Annotated in this window: 15 protein-coding genes; 12 read left to right on the top strand and 3 right to left on the bottom strand. The window is 63.1% G+C overall.

Going from position 1 to position 15,602, the window contains the following annotated elements; translation table 11 throughout:
* The first annotated feature begins 151 nt into the window (after positions 1–151).
* The 3 genes from E2H86_RS02260 (at position 152) to E2H86_RS02270 (ending at position 3,580) form a co-directional block, all read left to right on the top strand.
* Positions 152–1,885: an IlvD/Edd family dehydratase gene (locus E2H86_RS02260; protein WP_133324263.1), complete on the top strand. Its 1,734-nt coding sequence runs from the start codon at positions 152–154 to the stop codon at positions 1,883–1,885.
* Between the two features lie 169 nt (positions 1,886–2,054).
* Complete coding sequence (locus tag E2H86_RS02265; RefSeq protein WP_133324265.1) at positions 2,055–2,777, top strand: FadR/GntR family transcriptional regulator; 723 nt, start codon at positions 2,055–2,057, stop codon at positions 2,775–2,777.
* A gap of 83 nt (positions 2,778–2,860) precedes the next feature.
* Positions 2,861–3,580, top strand: coding sequence for a TorF family putative porin (locus E2H86_RS02270; RefSeq protein WP_133324267.1), 720 nt, complete (start codon positions 2,861–2,863; stop codon positions 3,578–3,580).
* On the opposite strand, the gene E2H86_RS02275 is transcribed toward E2H86_RS02270, so the two are convergent.
* Entirely contained in the window at positions 3,577–4,491 is a 915-nt protein-coding gene (locus E2H86_RS02275; protein WP_133324269.1) for a LysR family transcriptional regulator, read from the bottom strand. The two genes, E2H86_RS02270 and E2H86_RS02275, sit on opposite strands and share 4 nt — an antisense overlap.
* A gap of 147 nt (positions 4,492–4,638) precedes the next feature.
* Between E2H86_RS02275 and E2H86_RS02280 the strand changes: the two genes are divergently transcribed.
* From E2H86_RS02280 to dctM, 8 genes are all read left to right on the top strand, one after another.
* Complete coding sequence (locus E2H86_RS02280) at positions 4,639–5,478, top strand: FAS1-like dehydratase domain-containing protein (RefSeq protein WP_133324271.1); 840 nt, start codon at positions 4,639–4,641, stop codon at positions 5,476–5,478.
* Positions 5,479–5,498: 20 nt separating this feature from the next.
* Positions 5,499–6,662 (top strand): acyl-CoA dehydrogenase family protein, encoded by a 1,164-nt coding sequence (locus tag E2H86_RS02285; protein ID WP_133324273.1) that lies wholly within the window; start codon positions 5,499–5,501, stop codon positions 6,660–6,662.
* 10 nt (positions 6,663–6,672) lie between these two features.
* Entirely contained in the window at positions 6,673–8,022 is a 1,350-nt protein-coding gene (locus E2H86_RS02290) for an MmgE/PrpD family protein (protein ID WP_133324275.1), read from the top strand.
* Positions 8,023–8,058: 36 nt separating this feature from the next.
* Positions 8,059–9,258, top strand: coding sequence for a CaiB/BaiF CoA transferase family protein (locus E2H86_RS02295; protein ID WP_133324277.1), 1,200 nt, complete (start codon positions 8,059–8,061; stop codon positions 9,256–9,258).
* Positions 9,255–10,073, top strand: a complete 819-nt coding sequence (locus E2H86_RS02300; RefSeq protein ID WP_133324279.1) for an HpcH/HpaI aldolase/citrate lyase family protein — start codon at positions 9,255–9,257, stop codon at positions 10,071–10,073. Before E2H86_RS02295 ends, E2H86_RS02300 begins: the two co-directional genes overlap by 4 nt.
* A 157-nt stretch (positions 10,074–10,230) precedes the next feature.
* On the top strand, positions 10,231–11,229 hold the full coding sequence (locus tag E2H86_RS02305; RefSeq protein ID WP_133324281.1) for a DctP family TRAP transporter solute-binding subunit: 999 nt from the start codon (positions 10,231–10,233) through the stop codon (positions 11,227–11,229).
* A gap of 72 nt (positions 11,230–11,301) precedes the next feature.
* Complete coding sequence (locus tag E2H86_RS02310; protein ID WP_133324283.1) at positions 11,302–11,934, top strand: TRAP transporter small permease; 633 nt, start codon at positions 11,302–11,304, stop codon at positions 11,932–11,934.
* Positions 11,934–13,217, top strand: a complete 1,284-nt coding sequence (dctM, locus tag E2H86_RS02315; protein ID WP_133324284.1) for a C4-dicarboxylate TRAP transporter large permease protein DctM — start codon at positions 11,934–11,936, stop codon at positions 13,215–13,217. The genes E2H86_RS02310 and dctM overlap by 1 nt, the downstream gene beginning before the upstream one ends.
* A gap of 83 nt (positions 13,218–13,300) precedes the next feature.
* Here the strand turns inward: dctM and E2H86_RS02320 are convergent, their stop codons facing one another.
* Both E2H86_RS02320 and E2H86_RS02325 read right to left on the bottom strand, forming a co-directional pair.
* Positions 13,301–13,813, bottom strand: coding sequence for a nuclear transport factor 2 family protein (locus E2H86_RS02320; protein ID WP_133324286.1), 513 nt, complete (start codon positions 13,811–13,813; stop codon positions 13,301–13,303).
* Between the two features lie 7 nt (positions 13,814–13,820).
* Entirely contained in the window at positions 13,821–14,945 is a 1,125-nt protein-coding gene (locus E2H86_RS02325) for an amidase (RefSeq protein ID WP_133324288.1), read from the bottom strand.
* A 173-nt stretch (positions 14,946–15,118) separates the two neighbouring features.
* Between E2H86_RS02325 and E2H86_RS02330 the strand changes: the two genes are divergently transcribed.
* The gene (locus tag E2H86_RS02330) at positions 15,119–15,598 is read left to right on the top strand and encodes a MarR family winged helix-turn-helix transcriptional regulator (RefSeq protein ID WP_133324290.1); all 480 of its coding nucleotides are present in this window, start codon (positions 15,119–15,121) and stop codon (positions 15,596–15,598) included.
* Positions 15,599–15,602: the final 4 nt, after the last annotated feature.

Raw genomic sequence — 15,602 nt, forward strand, 5'->3', positions numbered from 1 at the left:
CACCGGGCCGGGGCTTTTTGGCAGACCTCTGACCTGGCTGAACGATCTTATAGTATTACTATTTAAATCGACAACCCTTCACATCCGTCATTTTTGCCGGTACATTCACAACCATAACGACAAATAGTAATACCAATAAGGTACCCCTCCCATGTCTGATCACAAACGCCCGCTGCGCTCTGCCCAATGGTTCGGCACTGCCGACAAGAACGGTTTCATGTACCGCAGCTGGATGAAGAACCAGGGCATTCCCGACCACGAATTCCAGGGCAAGCCGATCATCGGCATCTGCAATACCTGGTCCGAGCTCACGCCCTGCAACGCGCATTTCCGCAAGATCGCCGAGCATGTGAAGAAAGGCGTGCTCGAGGCTGGCGGCTTCCCTGTGCAATTCCCGGTGTTCTCCAGCGGCGAGTCCAACCTGCGCCCGACTGCCATGCTTACCCGCAACCTGGCGAGCATGGATGTGGAAGAAGCGATCCGTGGCAACCCGGTGGATGCCGTGGTGCTGCTGACTGGCTGCGACAAGACCACCCCTGCGTTGCTGATGGGCGCCGCCAGCTGCGACGTACCAGCCATCGTGGTCACCGGCGGGCCGATGCTCAATGGCAAGCACAAAGGCAAGGACATCGGCGCTGGGACCATCGTCTGGCAGATGCACGAGGCCTACAAAGCCGGCCAGATCGACCTCAACGAGTTTCTTTCGGCCGAAGCCGGCATGTCGCGCTCGGCGGGCACCTGCAACACCATGGGTACCGCCTCGACCATGGCCTGCATGGCCGAAGCACTGGGCACTTCGCTGCCCCACAACGCTGCCATACCGGCGGTGGATGCACGCCGCTACGTGCTGGCGCACTTGTCGGGCATGCGGATAGTCGACATGGTCCACGAAGACCTGCGCCTTTCGAAAATCCTCACCCGCGAGGCGTTCGAGAACGCCATCCGCGTCAACGCCGCCATCGGTGGCTCGACCAACGCGGTGATCCACCTCAAGGCGATCGCCGGGCGCATTGGCGTCGACCTGCAGCTCGAAGACTGGACCCGGGTCGGCCGTGGTACGCCGACCCTGGTCGACCTGCAGCCGTCAGGGCGTTTCCTGATGGAAGAGTTCTACTATGCCGGTGGTCTCCCTGCCGTCATCCGTCGCCTCGGCGAACACAACCTGCTGCCCAACCCCACCGCATTGACCGCCAATGGCAAGAGCCTGTGGGACAACTGTCAGGCTGCACCGCTGTATGACGAAGAGGTCATTCGTCCGCTCGACAAACCGCTGGTGGCCGATGGCGGCATCTGCATCCTGCGCGGCAACCTGGCCCCCAAGGGCGCGGTGCTCAAACCATCGGCGGCAACACCGGCACTGATGCAACATCGTGGTCGCGCGGTGGTGTTCGAGAACTTCGAAGACTACAAGGCACGTATCAACGACCCTGAACTGGATGTCGATGCCGATTCGGTCCTGGTCATGAAGCATTGCGGACCCAAGGGTTATCCAGGCATGGCTGAGGTGGGCAACATGGGCCTGCCGGCCAAGCTGCTGGCCCAGGGCGTCACCGACATGGTGCGTATCTCCGATGCCCGCATGAGCGGCACGGCGTATGGCACCGTGGTGCTGCACGTGGCGCCTGAAGCAGCGGCCGGCGGACCATTGGCGGCGGTGCGTGAAGGTGACTGGATCGAGCTGGACTGCAAGGAGGGCCGTCTGCACCTGGACATTTCCGAAGAGGAACTGGCTGGCCGTCTGGCCGACCTGCAGACGCCCGTGCAACTGATCAGCGGCGGTTATGCGAAGTTGTACCTGGATCACGTGATGCAGGCCGACGAAGGCTGTGACTTCGACTTCCTGGTCGGCTGCCGTGGCTCGGCGGTACCCAAGCATTCGCACTGAATGCCTGGGGGCTCGTCGTTGGATGGGGTGGCGTTGCACGCATCGAGCGCCGCCCGCGCGGCGCTCGATGCCCAAGGCGCCGCGCATGTCACGACGAACACCAGACCGGCCCCCCTCCCACTGATGCTATGATGCGCAGCCTCCGCCCGAAGGATCTCCCCCGCCTCACATGAACTACCGCCAGCCCACCACGCGCAAGAGCATGCACGCCACTCTGGTCCAGGACCTCGGCCTGCAGATCGTATCCGGCCAACTCGAGCCCGGGCAGAAACTGCCCTCCGAGGCGAGCCTGTGCGAAACCTACGCGATCAGCCGGCCGGTATTTCGTGAAGCGATGCGCGCGCTCACCGCCAAGGGCCTGGTCGAAGCCCGCCCGCGGGTCGGCACCCTGGTTCGTCCGCGCCATGACTGGCACATGCTCGACCCCGACGTGCTGCACTGGCTGATGCAGGCCACGCCGCAACAGGAATTCTTCAATACCTTGTCCAGCGTACGCTGGGTGATCGAACCGGCCGCCGCCGCGCTGGCAGCGACCAATGCCACGGCCGAAGACGTTGCCTCGATCGATGAGGCCTACCAACGCATGGAAGCGGCGCGCAACCATGAAGAACGCCTGCAGCCGGATCTGGATTTCCATGCACGGATCGCCGACGCAACCCACAACGACCTGCTGGCCTACTTGTGCAACATGCTGTCGATGGCGCTGCGTGAATCGGTGCGCTACTCCAACCAGCGCCCCAACTTCGATGAACTCGCCCTGCCTCGGCACAAGGCGATCCTCACCGCGATCCAGAATGGCGATGCGCTGGGGGCCCGGCATGCTTCGCTGGTTCAGCTCGAGGATGCGCGGGTGGCCCTGAGCAAGGTTCTCGGACAAGACCCGCTCGGTTGATACGCTGGGCGTCATGGTATACCCGTTGCGGTCAACCCAGGTATCCTTGGCCCCTTTAGAGCAAGCCTTCCAGGACGGTGACCATGACCAGGCCCCTTCTGCTGCTGGGCGCGGCCCTGCTGCTGAGCCCTGCGCTGCACGCCCAGCAAATGCTCCGCCAGCTGGGCGACTTCGACTTCACCCTCGGTACCACTCCCTCACGCAGCATGGCTCAGGGCCTGATCTCGCCCAGCGCCGTCGGCGCCTTTCACGGCGGCCTCGACTTGAGCCACCCAAGCGGCTGGTACGTCGGCCAGTATGCCCCGAGCATGGGCGTAGCGCCCGACTCCACGCTGCGGCTGGACAGCTATCTGGGTTACAAGCATCACTTCGACCATACCCTGGGGTATGAGGTGGGGTTGATCCATTACAGCCAGCCGAATATCGCCGGACCTGACAGCTATGCCGTGTATGGCGGCGTCTCGATACTCGGCAGCCGCTTCGGCGGCGCACTGCGCGACAACCCCGACAATCGCACCGGTACCCTGTTCGCCGATCTCGGCCGGCTGCCACTGCTCGATGCGCAGCTCACCGTCAAGCTTGCCCATCATCAGCTGGGCACACCGTTCACCATCGGTGACGGTAGCCAGATCGATGGCTTCTCCGACTGGTCGCTACAGCTCTCGCGCCCTTGGCTAGGCTTGGACCTGGACCTGATCTACAGCAGTTCCGACCTCAGCGGTGGTGGTTGCGACGCCTACGCCGGCATCAATACCTATTGCGAAAGCGTGGTCACACTCAAGGCTCAACGCAATTTCTTCTAGGTACTTGGCGTCAGTGCCTGTGCGCCGTTCTCTGGCATCAAGGTCGCGATCAAAGCCCGGACAGTCCCTGGCAGCGCCTCCAGTTCACGCACCAGGATACTGCGTTCACGCACCGCCCAGGGCTCGTCGAGGGTAATGGTGACCAGGTTCATGGTCTGGCTGTTCCGCAGCGCGGCCGATTCGGGAATGATGCCGATCCCGACACCGGCCTCTACCAGCCGGCAGATGGCCTCGAAGCTCGAAAGCTGGATACGCAGCGACAGGTTCAAGCCCATGCGTTCGACATGGTCGCGCAGAAAGCTCAGCAACGTGCTGCCGTCATGCAGGCCGATATGCTGGAACGCCAACGTCTGCTTCAACGTGACCTGCTGGTACTCCGCCAGCTCATGCCCCTGGGGCACGATCAGCACCAGGCGGTCGGTGCTGAAATGCATCACCTGCAGGCCGCTCGCCTCGACCGGGCCGGCGATGATGCCCATGTCGCTGCTGCCATCGAGCACACCCCGCACGATATCCCGGGACAGGCGCTCCTGCAGGTCGACCGTCACCCCTGGACGCTTGGCCAGAAAGCCTGCCAGCACCTCAGGCAGGAACTCGGTCACCGCGGTGGTATTGGCAAAAATGCGGATATGCCCGGCCGAATCAGTACCGAATTGCGTGAACTCAGCCTTGAGGTAGTCCACCTGGCGCATGATCAGCCGCGCATGGGTCAGCAACTTGTGGCCAGCGGGTGTCAGTTCGACACCTCGGCTGTCGCGGTATAGCAGACGGGTATCGAGCTGCGCCTCCAGCGCCTTGATGCGGGCGCTGGCGGCAGCTGGGGAAAGACAGGCGCGGCGTGCGCCCTGGGTCAGGCTCGGCGACTCGCCGATATGAATGAATAGCCTCAGGTCGGCCAGGTCGAAATGCATGGGAGGCTCCGGTCGGGGGCGTTAGCGTCGATACAGGCACAATCATGGCGTTCAGCATACATGAACGCGGCTTTACGCAAATGCAAATTCACAGAATGCCAGGCGCCTCGCATGATCGCCCCATAACAACAAAGCAGAGGCATCGTGATGACTGCTACAACTCCGCCTACCGACTACAGCGCCTGGATCGGCCGCACCGAAGAGGTCCATGACGAGCTGAGCCGCAACCTGGTCAAGCGCATCGCAGCGACCTTCGGCGAGACTGCGCCGGCTGTCGGCCAGCCCCTGCCAGCGCTGTGGATGTGGTGTTTCTTCCAGGAGCCGGTAAATGAGGCACAGTTGGGTAGCGACGGCCACCCGGCCCGCGGTGGCTTCCTGCCTCCGGCCGACAATCGCAACCGCATGTGGGCGGGCGGACGGGTCGAGTTCATCGCCCCGTTGCGGGTCGGCAGCGAAGCCCAGCGTCTTTCGACCATCGTTCATATCGAAGAAAAGCATGGCCGCACAGGCGCCCTGCTGTTCGTCACCGTGCGCCACGACTACTCCCAAGACGGCCAACTGTGCGTGCGTGAAGAACAGGACATCGTCTACCGCGAACCCAACCCGCCCAAGCTGGACAGCCGCCAGGCAGATGCCCGAGCCGATTGGAGCGAGTCGGTGACACCGACGCCGACCCTGCTGTTCCGCTACTCGGCGGTGACCTTCAACGGCCATCGCATCCACTACGACCACCCCTACGTGACCGCCACCGAAGGCTATGCCGGACTGGTGGTGCACGGCCCGATGATCGCCACGCTCAACCTGCATGCGTTCATTCGCGCCAATCCGGGTAAGTGCGTGCGGCATTTCGCCTATCGCGGCGTACGCCCATTGACCGTGCCGACGCCTTTCGAGGTAGCCGGTCGCCTCGTCGAGCCCGGCCAGGCCCAATTGTGGGCCGGTAATGCCGACGGTGTGGCGCAAAGCGCCGAAGTTCGTTTCGACTGATCGCTGACAGGGACACCCAAATGCCTACTTACGATAACGATGACCTGACTGCCATTCGCGAAGGCGTGCGCGCACTGTGCGCCGAGTACCCTGCCGAATACTGGCGCAAGATCGACGAGGAAAAAGGCTTCCCCGAGGCCTTCGTCAAAGCCATGACCGAAGCCGGCTGGCTGTCGGCGATGATTTCCGAGGAATTCGGTGGTTCGGGCCTGGGTCTGGCCGAGGCATCGGTCATCCTCGAAGAGGTCAACGCCTGCGGCGGCAACTCCGGCACCATCCACGGCCAGATGTACAACATGTTCACCCTGCTGCGTAACGGCAGCGAAGAACAGAAGCGCTATTACCTGCCTAAGCTCGCCAGCGGCGAACTGCGCCTGCAGTCGATGGGCGTGACCGAACCCACCACCGGTACCGACACCACCAAAATCAAGACCACCGCCGTGCGCAAAGGCGACACGTACGTGATCAACGGTCAGAAAGTGTGGATCTCGCGGGTCCAGCATTCCGACCTGATGATTCTGCTGGCGCGCACCACACCATTGGCCGAAGTGAAAAAGAAGTCCGAAGGTATGTCGATCTTTCTGGTCGACCTGCGCGATGCCATCGGCAACGGCCTGACCGTGCAGCCGATCGCCAACCTGGTCAACCACGAAACCAACGAGCTGTTCTTCGACAACCTGGAAATCCCCGCCAGCAGCTTGATCGGCGAAGAAGGCAAAGGCTTCCGCTACATCCTCGACGGCCTCAATGCCGAGCGCACGCTGATCGCTGCCGAGTGCATCGGCGATGGCCGCTGGTTCGTCGAGAAAGCCAGCCAGTATGCCCGCGACCGTGTGGTATTCGGCCGACCGATCGGGCAGAACCAGGGCGTACAGTTCCCCATCGCCGAGGCGCATATCGAAATCGAGGCTGCCGACCTGATGCGCTGGCGCGCCTGCGAGGAATACGACAGTGGGCGTAATGCCGGAGCCGCCGCGAACATGGCCAAGTACCTGGCGGCCAAGGCCAGCTGGGAGGCCGCCAACGCCTGCCTGCAGACCCACGGCGGCTTTGGCTTCGCCAACGAATACGACGTCGAACGCAAATTCCGCGAAACACGTCTGTACCAAGTGGCGCCGATCTCGACCAACCTGATCCTGTCCTACGTAGCCGAGCACCTGCTCGAACTGCCACGCAGCTTCTGAGGGCCCGACCATGCAAAATACCCATGCCTTGGCGGACTTTCTTGCCGGCCTGCATTACGCACAGATCCCCGGCCACGTACTGGACCGAACCGAAGACTTGTTCCTCGACTGGCTGGGCTCGGCCTTGGCCAGCCAGGGCGCGCACCCGATCCCGCTGTTCGAGCGCTATGCCGAACGCATGGGCCCCGCCCAGGGCAGCGCGCGCATCCTGACCAGCGGGCGTACCTCATCGCCCTACTTCGCCGCGCTGGTCAACGGCGCCGCTTCCCATCTGGTCGAACAGGACGACCTGCACAACAGCTCGGTGCTGCACCCGGCCACCGTGGTGTTCTCGGCGGTTCTGGCTGCCGCCCAGGACCTGGGCAAATCCGGCCAGGACCTGCTGTTGGCTGCGGTCGCCGGCTATGAGGCGGGCATTCGTATCGGCGAGTTTCTCGGTCGCTCGCACTATCGCATCTTCCACACCACCGCCACGGTCGGCACCCTCGCGGCCGCGGTGGGGGTGGGCAAGCTGCTCGGTTTCGACAAAGCGCAGTTCATCAACCTGCTGGGCAGCGCCGGTACCCAGGCCGCCGGTTTGTGGGAGTTCCTGCGCGACGCCGCCGACTCCAAGCAGCTGCATACCGCCAAGGCTGCCGCCGATGGCCTGCTCGCCGCCTACCTCACCGCTGACGGTCTGACCGGCGCACGCAACATCCTCGAAGGCGAGCAAGGCATGGCCGCTGGCATGTCCAGCGACGCCGACCCGAGCCGCCTGAGTGACGGTCTCGGCACACGCTGGGCGCTGGTCGAGACCTCGTTCAAGTTCCATGCCTCGTGCCGTCACACCCACCCCGCCGCCGATGCCCTGCTCCATCTGATGCAGCGCGAGAACCTGAGCCATGAGCAGATCGCCAAGGTGGTCACTCGCGTCCACCAGGGCGCCATCGATGTACTGGGCCGGGTCAACGTGCCGACCACCGTGCACCAGGCCAAGTTTTCCATGGGCACCGTGTTGGGCCTGATCGCCGTGCACGGTAGCGCACAACTGTTGGAGTTCCGCGACCTGGCCTTGAGCGACCCACGGGTAGCTGCCCTGCGCGACAAAGTGCAGATGCAACTCGACGCCGAAGTCGACGCGGCCTACCCGGCGCGCTGGCTTGGCCGTGTCGAGGTCACCGATGTGCAGGGTCGCCACTACAGCGCCGCCATCGACGAACCCAAAGGCGATCCGGGCAATACCCTCAGCCGCCCGGAGCTTGAAGCCAAGTTCCAGCGTCTGCTGGCCTATTCCGGTGCACGCAGCGAGGCCCAGGGCCAGCAGTTGATCGAGCGGGTATGGCAATTGCGCGATGCGACCACGCTGACAGACCTGTATTGAGCCGCGCCCGGCAACCCAGAACCTTAGGTGACTCTCATGACCCACTCCACGCCCCGTCCCCTTGATGGCATCACCGTCGTCAGCCTGGAGCACGCCATCGCGGCGCCCTTTTGCACCCGTCAGCTGGCCGACCTGGGCGCCCGCGTGATCAAGGTCGAACGCCCCGGCAGCGGCGATTTCGCCCGCGGCTACGATCAGCGTGTCGACGGCCTGGCCTCGCATTTCGTCTGGACCAACCGCTCCAAGGAAAGTCTTACCCTGGACCTCAAGCAGCCCGCTGCCGACAGCATCCTGGAGGGACTGTTGGCCAAGGCGGACGTGCTCGTGCAGAACCTCGCGCCCGGCGCAGCGGCGCGCATGGGCTTGTCGTTCGAGGCGCTGCATGCGCGCTTCCCACGCCTGATCGTCTGCGACATTTCCGGCTACGGTGAAGGCGGTCCCTATGAAAAGAAAAAAGCCTATGACCTGCTGATTCAGAGCGAGGGCGGCTTCCTTTCGGTGACCGGCGGCCCTGGCGACGACGAAATGGCCAAGGCCGGCTGCTCGATCGCTGACATCGCCGCCGGCATGTACGCTTACACCGGTGTGCTTTCAGCGCTGATGTTGCGCGACAAGACCGGGGTGGGCAGCCGCATCGACGTGTCGATGCTGGAAAGCCTGGTGGAATGGATGGGTTACCCGATGTATTACGCCTACGATGGTGCGACACCGCCGCCAAGGGCCGGAGCCTCGCACTCGACCATCTACCCTTACGGCCCCTTCCCCACCGGCGACGGCGGCACGCTCATGCTCGGCCTGCAGAACGAGCGCGAGTGGGCGCTGTTCTGCGACAAGGTATTGCTCGATCCAGCACTGGCAAGCGATGAGCGCTTCAACGCCAACTTCAAACGCTCGGACAACCGCGACGTACTGCGCCAGCTGATCATCGAGCGCTTCGCCAGCCTGTCGCTGGACGAGGTGGTGGCGCGCCTGGAACAGGCACAGATCGCCAACGCCCGGGTCAATGACATGCATGGCGTCTGGCAGCATCCGCAACTGCGGGCCCGCGACCGCTGGCGCGAAGTGGACAGCCCGGTCGGCAAGTTGCCGTCGCTGCTGCCACCAGGGCGCAACGACGCCTTCAGCCCTCGCATGGACGGCGTTCCGGGGCTGGGTCAGCACACCCAGGCCATCCTCGCCGAACTGGGCTTGAACGACGCGCAACAGGCCGATCTCGCCGCAGGCGGTGTGGTATGAGCCGCGTGCGCTCGGCACTGTTCGTGCCTGGCAGCCGGCCGGAGCGCTTCGCCAAGGCATTGGCGGCCGGTGCCGACGTGGTCATCGTCGATTTCGAGGATGCCGTGGAGGAACCACTGAAACAGCAAGCCCGCGCCAACCTGAAAGCCTTCCTGCAAGCCGAGCCGCAGTCGCGCGTATGGGTCCGAGTGAATGCGCCGCAACATGCCGAGCATGCCGCCGATCTGGCGTTCTGCGCCCGCCAGCCAGCCGTTGCCGGGCTGTTGCTGCCGAAGGTGGAAAACGCCGCCCAGATCGCGGTCGCCTGGCACACAGGCAAACCGATCTGGCCGATCATCGAAAGCGCCAAAGGTCTGTTGGCGCTGGCGCAGATCGCCGCCGCCGATGGCGTCGAGCGCTTATCGTTCGGCAGCCTCGACCTGGCACTGGACCTCGACCTCAACACCGAGAGCGACGCGGCCCGGCAATTCATCGAACACGCCCGCCGTATGGTGCAACTGCATTCGCGTGCCGCCGGGCTGCTGCCACCGCTCGACGGCGTATTCCCGGCAATCGACGACCCCGAAGGTTTGCAGCAGGCGACGCGCCATGCCCGCTATATCGGTTATGGCGGCGCGCTGTGCATCCATCCCCGGCAGGTGGCGGTGATCCACGCCGCGCTAGCGCCGAGCCACGATGAGCTGGCCTGGGCGCAGCGGGTGGTGGCGGCCAGTGCTGCGGCAAACGGTGCCGGTGCCTTTCAGCTCGATGGCCAGATGGTCGATGCGCCGGTGCTGCTGAGGGCGCAACGCTTGCTCGATCAATCCAGTGCTTGAGGATTCGCACAATCTTCTATAGTGAACGTTTGCGCGGTCAATGACAGTGCGTTCGGCTCTGCCGAACGCTGCCTTATCCAAAAGCTGATTGTCCATACACGCACCGTGGTCCATCTTTACGCCAACCCTCTACAACAATAAATCCGAGGTGACATCGATGTTCAAGCTGACCCAGGCGCTCCTCTGCGCCGCCGCAGTGTCCATGGCCAGCATGGCCCACGCCGCCGATCCCATCGTCATCAAGTTCTCCCACGTGGTGGCAGACAGCACGCCCAAGGGCCAGGGCGCGCTGATGTTCCAGAAGCTGGTCGCCGAAGACCCGCAGCTCAAGGACAAGGTCAAGGTCGAGGTCTACGCCAACTCGTCGCTGTTCGGCGACGGCAAGGAAATGGAAGCCCTGCTGCTGGGCGACGTGCAGATGCTGGCGCCGTCGCTGGCCAAGTTCGAGCACTACAACAAACAGGTGCAGATCTTCGACCTGCCATTCCTGTTCGATGACCTGGCGGCAGTCGACCGCTTCCAGCAAGGCCCCCAAGGCAAGGCGCTGCTGACGTCCATGGAAGACAAGGGCATCCGCGGCCTGGCCTACTGGCACAACGGTCTGAAACAACTGTCGGCAAACAAGAAAGTGATCCTGCCCAAGGATGCCCGTGGTCTGAAGTTCCGCGTGCAAGCCTCCAGCGTGCTCGAGGAGCAGTTCAAGGCCATTCGCGCCAACCCGCGCAAGATGAGCTTCGCCGAGGTCTATCAGGGCCTGCAGACCGGTACCGTCAACGGCACCGAGAACACCTGGTCGAACTATGAAAGCCAGAAGGTCAACGAAGTGCAGCCGTTCTTCACCGAGACCGACCATGGCCTGATCGACTACATGGTGATCACCAACGCCAAGTTCTGGAACGGCCTGCCGGAAGAGGTCCGCAACGAGCTGCAGACGATCATGGACAAGGTCACCGTCGAGGTGAATAAACAGGCCGAGGCGCTCAACCAAACTGCGAAGCAGAAGATCATCGACGCCAAGACCAGCGAGATCGACACGCTGACCGCCGAGCAGCGCGAGCAATGGCGCAAAGCGATGCGCCCGGTATGGGAGAAGTTCTCCGACCAGATCGGTGCCGACCTGATCAAGGCTGCCGCCGCCTCCAACAAAGCTTCCTGACGGCCCTCCCGCGCTGTCCGGGCCACCCCTTGCACGGGTGGCCCGCCCGCCCTTTCTGTCTGGAGAATCCCTATGCAATCGCTCAGGCGTGTCTGGGAGCATTTCGAGGAAGGCGCCATCGCCTTTCTCCTGGCGGCCATGACCTTGGTGACCTTCATCTACGTGGCCCTGAACAACGTCTACGCACTGTTCTACAGCCTCAGTGACCATTGGCCCTGGGCCAGCGACCTGCTGCTGTCCATCGGCGACCATCTGATGGGCTACGCCCAGGAAATGACCTGGAGCATCGCCCTGACCAAGGCCCTGTTCGGCTGGTTGATCTTCTTCGGTATCTCCTATGGCGTGCGTACTGCCGGCCACCTGGGGGTCGATGTGCTGGTGCGGCGCACGTCCAAACCGGTGCAGCGGGTGTTGGCGATGATCGCCTGCGCCTGCTGCCTGGCTTACGCCGGGCTGTTCCTGCTGGCCAGCGTGAAATGGGTGAGCGCGGTGCTCGCGGCCAGTATCGGTGCCGAGGACCTGGACCGCTATGGCATCAAGATCGGCCATATCGCGCTGATCGTGCCGCTGGGCTTTGCCCTGATCATCGTGCGCTACCTGGAAATCCTCTATCGCCTCTACACCCATCGCCAGTACGACCTGGGTCTGGCCGACGAGGCTGCGGAAGCGAGCAAGCTGGCCAACCCCGGTGAGGAGCATCACTGATGACGGTACTCTGCCTGTTCCTGTTGTTGTTCGTGTTCATGTTCCTGGGCGTACCGATCGCGATCTCGCTGGGCCTTTCCGGGGCGCTGTCGATCCTGATGTTCAGCCAGGACTCACTCAGCTCGCTGGCGATCAAGCTGTTCGAGACCTCCGACAGCTACACCTTCCTGGCGATCCCGTTCTTCCTGCTGTCAGGGGCGTTCATGACCACCGGTGGTGTGGCGCAGCGCCTGATCGACTTCGCCAATGCCTGTGTCGGTCATATCCGTGGCGGCCTGGCCATCGCCGCCGTGCTGGCGTGCATGCTGTTCGCGGCGTTGTCGGGTTCCTCGCCGGCCACCGTGGCAGCGGTCGGCTCCATCGCCGTGGCTGGGATGGTGCGCTCGGGGTACCCACGGGAGTTCGGCGCGGGGATCATCTGCAACGCCGGTACCCTGGGTATCCTTATTCCGCCCTCGATCGTGATGGTGGTGTACTCGGCCGCCACGGAGACGTCGGTCGGCAAGCTGTTCATGGCCGGTGTGGTGCCAGGCGCGCTGTTGGGCGTGGCATTGATGGTGGCCATCTACATCGTTGCCCGGGTCAAGAAGCTGCCGGCGCAACCACGGGCCAGCTTCGCCGAGTGGCTGCGGTGTGCCAAGCGTTCGTTCTGGGGGCTGTTGCTGCTGGTGATCATCCTTGGCGGCATCTACAGCGGCATGTTCACTCCCACCGAGGCAGCGGCGGTGGCGGCGGTGTATTCGGCGTTCATTGCCTTGTTCGTGTACAAGGACATGCGCTTGCGGGACTGCCCGAAGGTGTTGCTGGAGTCTGGGCGACTGACCATCATGCTATTGTTCATCATCGCCAACGCCATGCTTTTCGCCCATGTGCTGACCACCGAGCAGATTCCCCAGCAGATCACCCAGTGGGTGATGTCCGAAGGACTGACGCCGATCGGCTTCCTGATCATGGTCAACATCGTGCTGCTGGTGGCGGGGAGCTTCATGGAGCCCTCAGCGATCATCCTGATCCTGGCGCCGATCTTCTTCCCCATTGCCATGCAGCTTGGCATCGATCCTATTCATCTGGGGATCGTGATGGTGGTGAACATGGAAATTGGGTTGGTGCATCCGCCGGTGGGGTTGAACCTGTTCGTGACTTCGGCGGTGACCGGGTTGACGTTGGGGCAGACGATCCGGGCTGCGCTGCCTTGGTTGTCGATTCTGCTGTTGTTCCTGATCCTGGTTACTTATGTGCCGTTTATCTCGTTGGCTTTGCCGGAGTGGTTGGGCATGCCTTGAGGTCTTCGGTGCTTTCGAGATCGAGCGCCGCACGAGCGGCGCTCGATCTCCGCCACACCAAACCTCCCAAGCGACCCCCCAAATCACCGCCCAGGAACTGGCAACTCCGCCTCACTGTGCCATCGCGAAACCGGCCGACTGAACAGATTCTCAGTCTGAAAATGCGCCATCCGCCACACCCCATCCTCGACCACGAATCGCACAGTCAATCGCGCCGCATTCAGGTGCGAGGCGCCATCGGCAAAGGTACTGGTCTGTAACATCACCCAGCGTCCCAGCCCTTCCTCGCCATCGACCTCGATCACCTCGCTGGTCAAGAAGTGCACGTTCAGGGCAAAGTGCGCCGGGGTCTTCATGTAGGTGGCCAACATCGCCCGAATCGCCTCACGCCCGCGATATCCGCCAAAGCTCGCCGCATACTTGGCACCCTTACCCTCCCACACCGCCTCGCGACTGAACAGCCCCGCCAGCTCATCCAGCGGCGTGCTGGCATCGAGCTGGTCGCACAGCTCCATGTAGCGATTGATGCAGACCCGAATGGCCTGCTGGCTTTCGAACCGCTGCAGGCGTGCCTGCAACTCAACGATATCGCTCATCGTCACCTCAGCATCGAGTGTTGGCGTACAGGTTGAGCAGCACGCGCTCAGCCACCGCCAGCAGTTTTTCGTCGGCGCCCTTGGCCGCTACCAGTTGCAAGCCCACCGGCAAACCGCACTCACTGCCCAGCGGAATGCTCAACGCCGGGTGCCCGGACAGGTTGAACGGGCGCACCAACGAGGTCATGCCCAGGACAGCGCGGGTGTCGGCGGCATCTTCCAGGCGCAAGGGAAAATCCGGCATGGTCGGCAATGCCAGCACGTCGAATTCAGCCAGGGCCCGGTCGACTTCCTCAGTGAAACGCGTGCGTACGCCTTCGGCCTCTGCCAGCGCCGTGTCGCTGGTCTGCCCTGCCGCTGCCAAACGCCCGGCGATATCGGCGCCGACCTTGCCGGTGTCCAACAGGTGCCCGCATCCTTCGAACGTTTCGCGGTTGATCACCACCATGCCAGCCTCGTAAGCGGCACCGAAATGCTTGAACTCGACGTTACCCAGGGGCAGCCCGGTGGCCGCCAAAGCGCCCTGTACCACCTTGTGGATGGCAGCTTCGGCAGTGACGCGCAGAACACCGATACGTGCCTGGCTCGGCACCTGGGCAGGCGTGAAGGTCGGATCGATCATGCCCATGGCCCGTACCAGCATCGGCAGGCTTGCAGCGAACGGACCGACGCAGTCGAGGCTGGTGCGTGCTGGCATCACACCTTGGCGGCTGACCCGGCCGAACGTGGGTTTGAGCCCGAACACACCGCAGCAGCAAGCCGGGATGCGCACCGAGCCGCCAGTGTCGGTACCCAGGCTGAAATCGGCCAGGCCGGCGGCGACCGCCGCCGCCGAGCCGCTCGACGAACCACCCGGAATGCGCCCCGGAAAACGCGGGTTGGCCGCCGTACCGGTGTAGCGATTGATGCCGGTGGTGCCGAACGCCAGTTCATGCAAGCTGACCTTGCCGGTCAGGCGTGCGCCGGCTGCCAGCAGATTGCTGACCACCTCGGCATGCCGCTCGGCCAGCGGTGCATGTTCCAACGCCTGGCTAGAGGCACGGGTCGCAGTACCGGCGACATCGAGGGTGTCCTTGACCACGACTCGAGGGCCATCGCCGCCCAAGTCAAGGGTTTCAACTATGATCGTCATGTTCGCGCAGCCCTTTTCAAGAATGTATACCGGACCTGAGCCCGGCGTTAACATGGCGAATAATTACGTGAAATGTCAACTGAACTTTCCAGTATTATGCCGCCACTTTTTCATGGCCAAACTCGCTGAAACGTCTATGATGTCGCGACTATTTCCGCACAAGTAGTGAATCGATGAGCACCTCGAAAAGCAAAGGTCACCGCCATCACGACCCGGCCAGCGATGAATTTCGCAAGGAGGATTTCCCCTTCTACTGGCTGGCCCGGGTGCATGGCCGCTATACCCAGAACATGGAGCGTCTGCTCAAGAAGATCGACCTCGACGTGCCGCGCTGGCGCGTGCTGTGGATCCTCAACGAGAACGGCGAATCGAGCATTTCCGAAATTTCCACCCACGCCATCGCCAAGCTTTCGACCATCACCAAGATCGTCTACCGCATGAAGGAGGACGGCCTGGTCGATACCGCGCCCAGCCCCGAGGACGGTCGCGTGACTCAGGTACGCATCACTGCCGTTGGCCTGCAGAGCATCGAGCGGATGCAGGAGGTGACCCGCGACCTGTTCCAGCGCAGTTTCAAGGGGCTCACCGAAGCCCAGGTACAACGCTTGAATCGCATGCTCGAAGTGGTCTTCCATAACCTCGAAACGCCGTGATGCC

It is taken from the genome of Pseudomonas putida (assembly GCF_004357765.1).
Lineage (GTDB): Bacteria > Pseudomonadota > Gammaproteobacteria > Pseudomonadales > Pseudomonadaceae > Aquipseudomonas > Aquipseudomonas putida_U.

What these genes read in the sequence shown, in the direction of transcription:
- E2H86_RS02260 (WP_133324263.1), top strand. Translation starts at nt 152, where the DNA reads ATGTCTGATCACAAACGCCCGCTGCGCTCTGCCCAATGGTTCGGCACT.
- E2H86_RS02265 (WP_133324265.1), top strand. Translation starts at nt 2,055, where the DNA reads ATGAACTACCGCCAGCCCACCACGCGCAAGAGCATGCACGCCACTCTG.
- E2H86_RS02270 (WP_133324267.1), top strand. Translation starts at nt 2,861, where the DNA reads ATGACCAGGCCCCTTCTGCTGCTGGGCGCGGCCCTGCTGCTGAGCCCT.
- E2H86_RS02275 (WP_133324269.1), bottom strand. Translation starts at nt 4,491, where the DNA reads ATGCATTTCGACCTGGCCGACCTGAGGCTATTCATTCATATCGGCGAG.
- E2H86_RS02280 (WP_133324271.1), top strand. Translation starts at nt 4,639, where the DNA reads ATGACTGCTACAACTCCGCCTACCGACTACAGCGCCTGGATCGGCCGC.
- E2H86_RS02285 (WP_133324273.1), top strand. Translation starts at nt 5,499, where the DNA reads ATGCCTACTTACGATAACGATGACCTGACTGCCATTCGCGAAGGCGTG.
- E2H86_RS02290 (WP_133324275.1), top strand. Translation starts at nt 6,673, where the DNA reads ATGCAAAATACCCATGCCTTGGCGGACTTTCTTGCCGGCCTGCATTAC.
- E2H86_RS02295 (WP_133324277.1), top strand. Translation starts at nt 8,059, where the DNA reads ATGACCCACTCCACGCCCCGTCCCCTTGATGGCATCACCGTCGTCAGC.
- E2H86_RS02300 (WP_133324279.1), top strand. Translation starts at nt 9,255, where the DNA reads ATGAGCCGCGTGCGCTCGGCACTGTTCGTGCCTGGCAGCCGGCCGGAG.
- E2H86_RS02305 (WP_133324281.1), top strand. Translation starts at nt 10,231, where the DNA reads ATGTTCAAGCTGACCCAGGCGCTCCTCTGCGCCGCCGCAGTGTCCATG.
- E2H86_RS02310 (WP_133324283.1), top strand. Translation starts at nt 11,302, where the DNA reads ATGCAATCGCTCAGGCGTGTCTGGGAGCATTTCGAGGAAGGCGCCATC.
- dctM (WP_133324284.1), top strand. Translation starts at nt 11,934, where the DNA reads ATGACGGTACTCTGCCTGTTCCTGTTGTTGTTCGTGTTCATGTTCCTG.
- E2H86_RS02320 (WP_133324286.1), bottom strand. Translation starts at nt 13,813, where the DNA reads ATGAGCGATATCGTTGAGTTGCAGGCACGCCTGCAGCGGTTCGAAAGC.
- E2H86_RS02325 (WP_133324288.1), bottom strand. Translation starts at nt 14,945, where the DNA reads ATGACGATCATAGTTGAAACCCTTGACTTGGGCGGCGATGGCCCTCGA.
- E2H86_RS02330 (WP_133324290.1), top strand. Translation starts at nt 15,119, where the DNA reads ATGAGCACCTCGAAAAGCAAAGGTCACCGCCATCACGACCCGGCCAGC.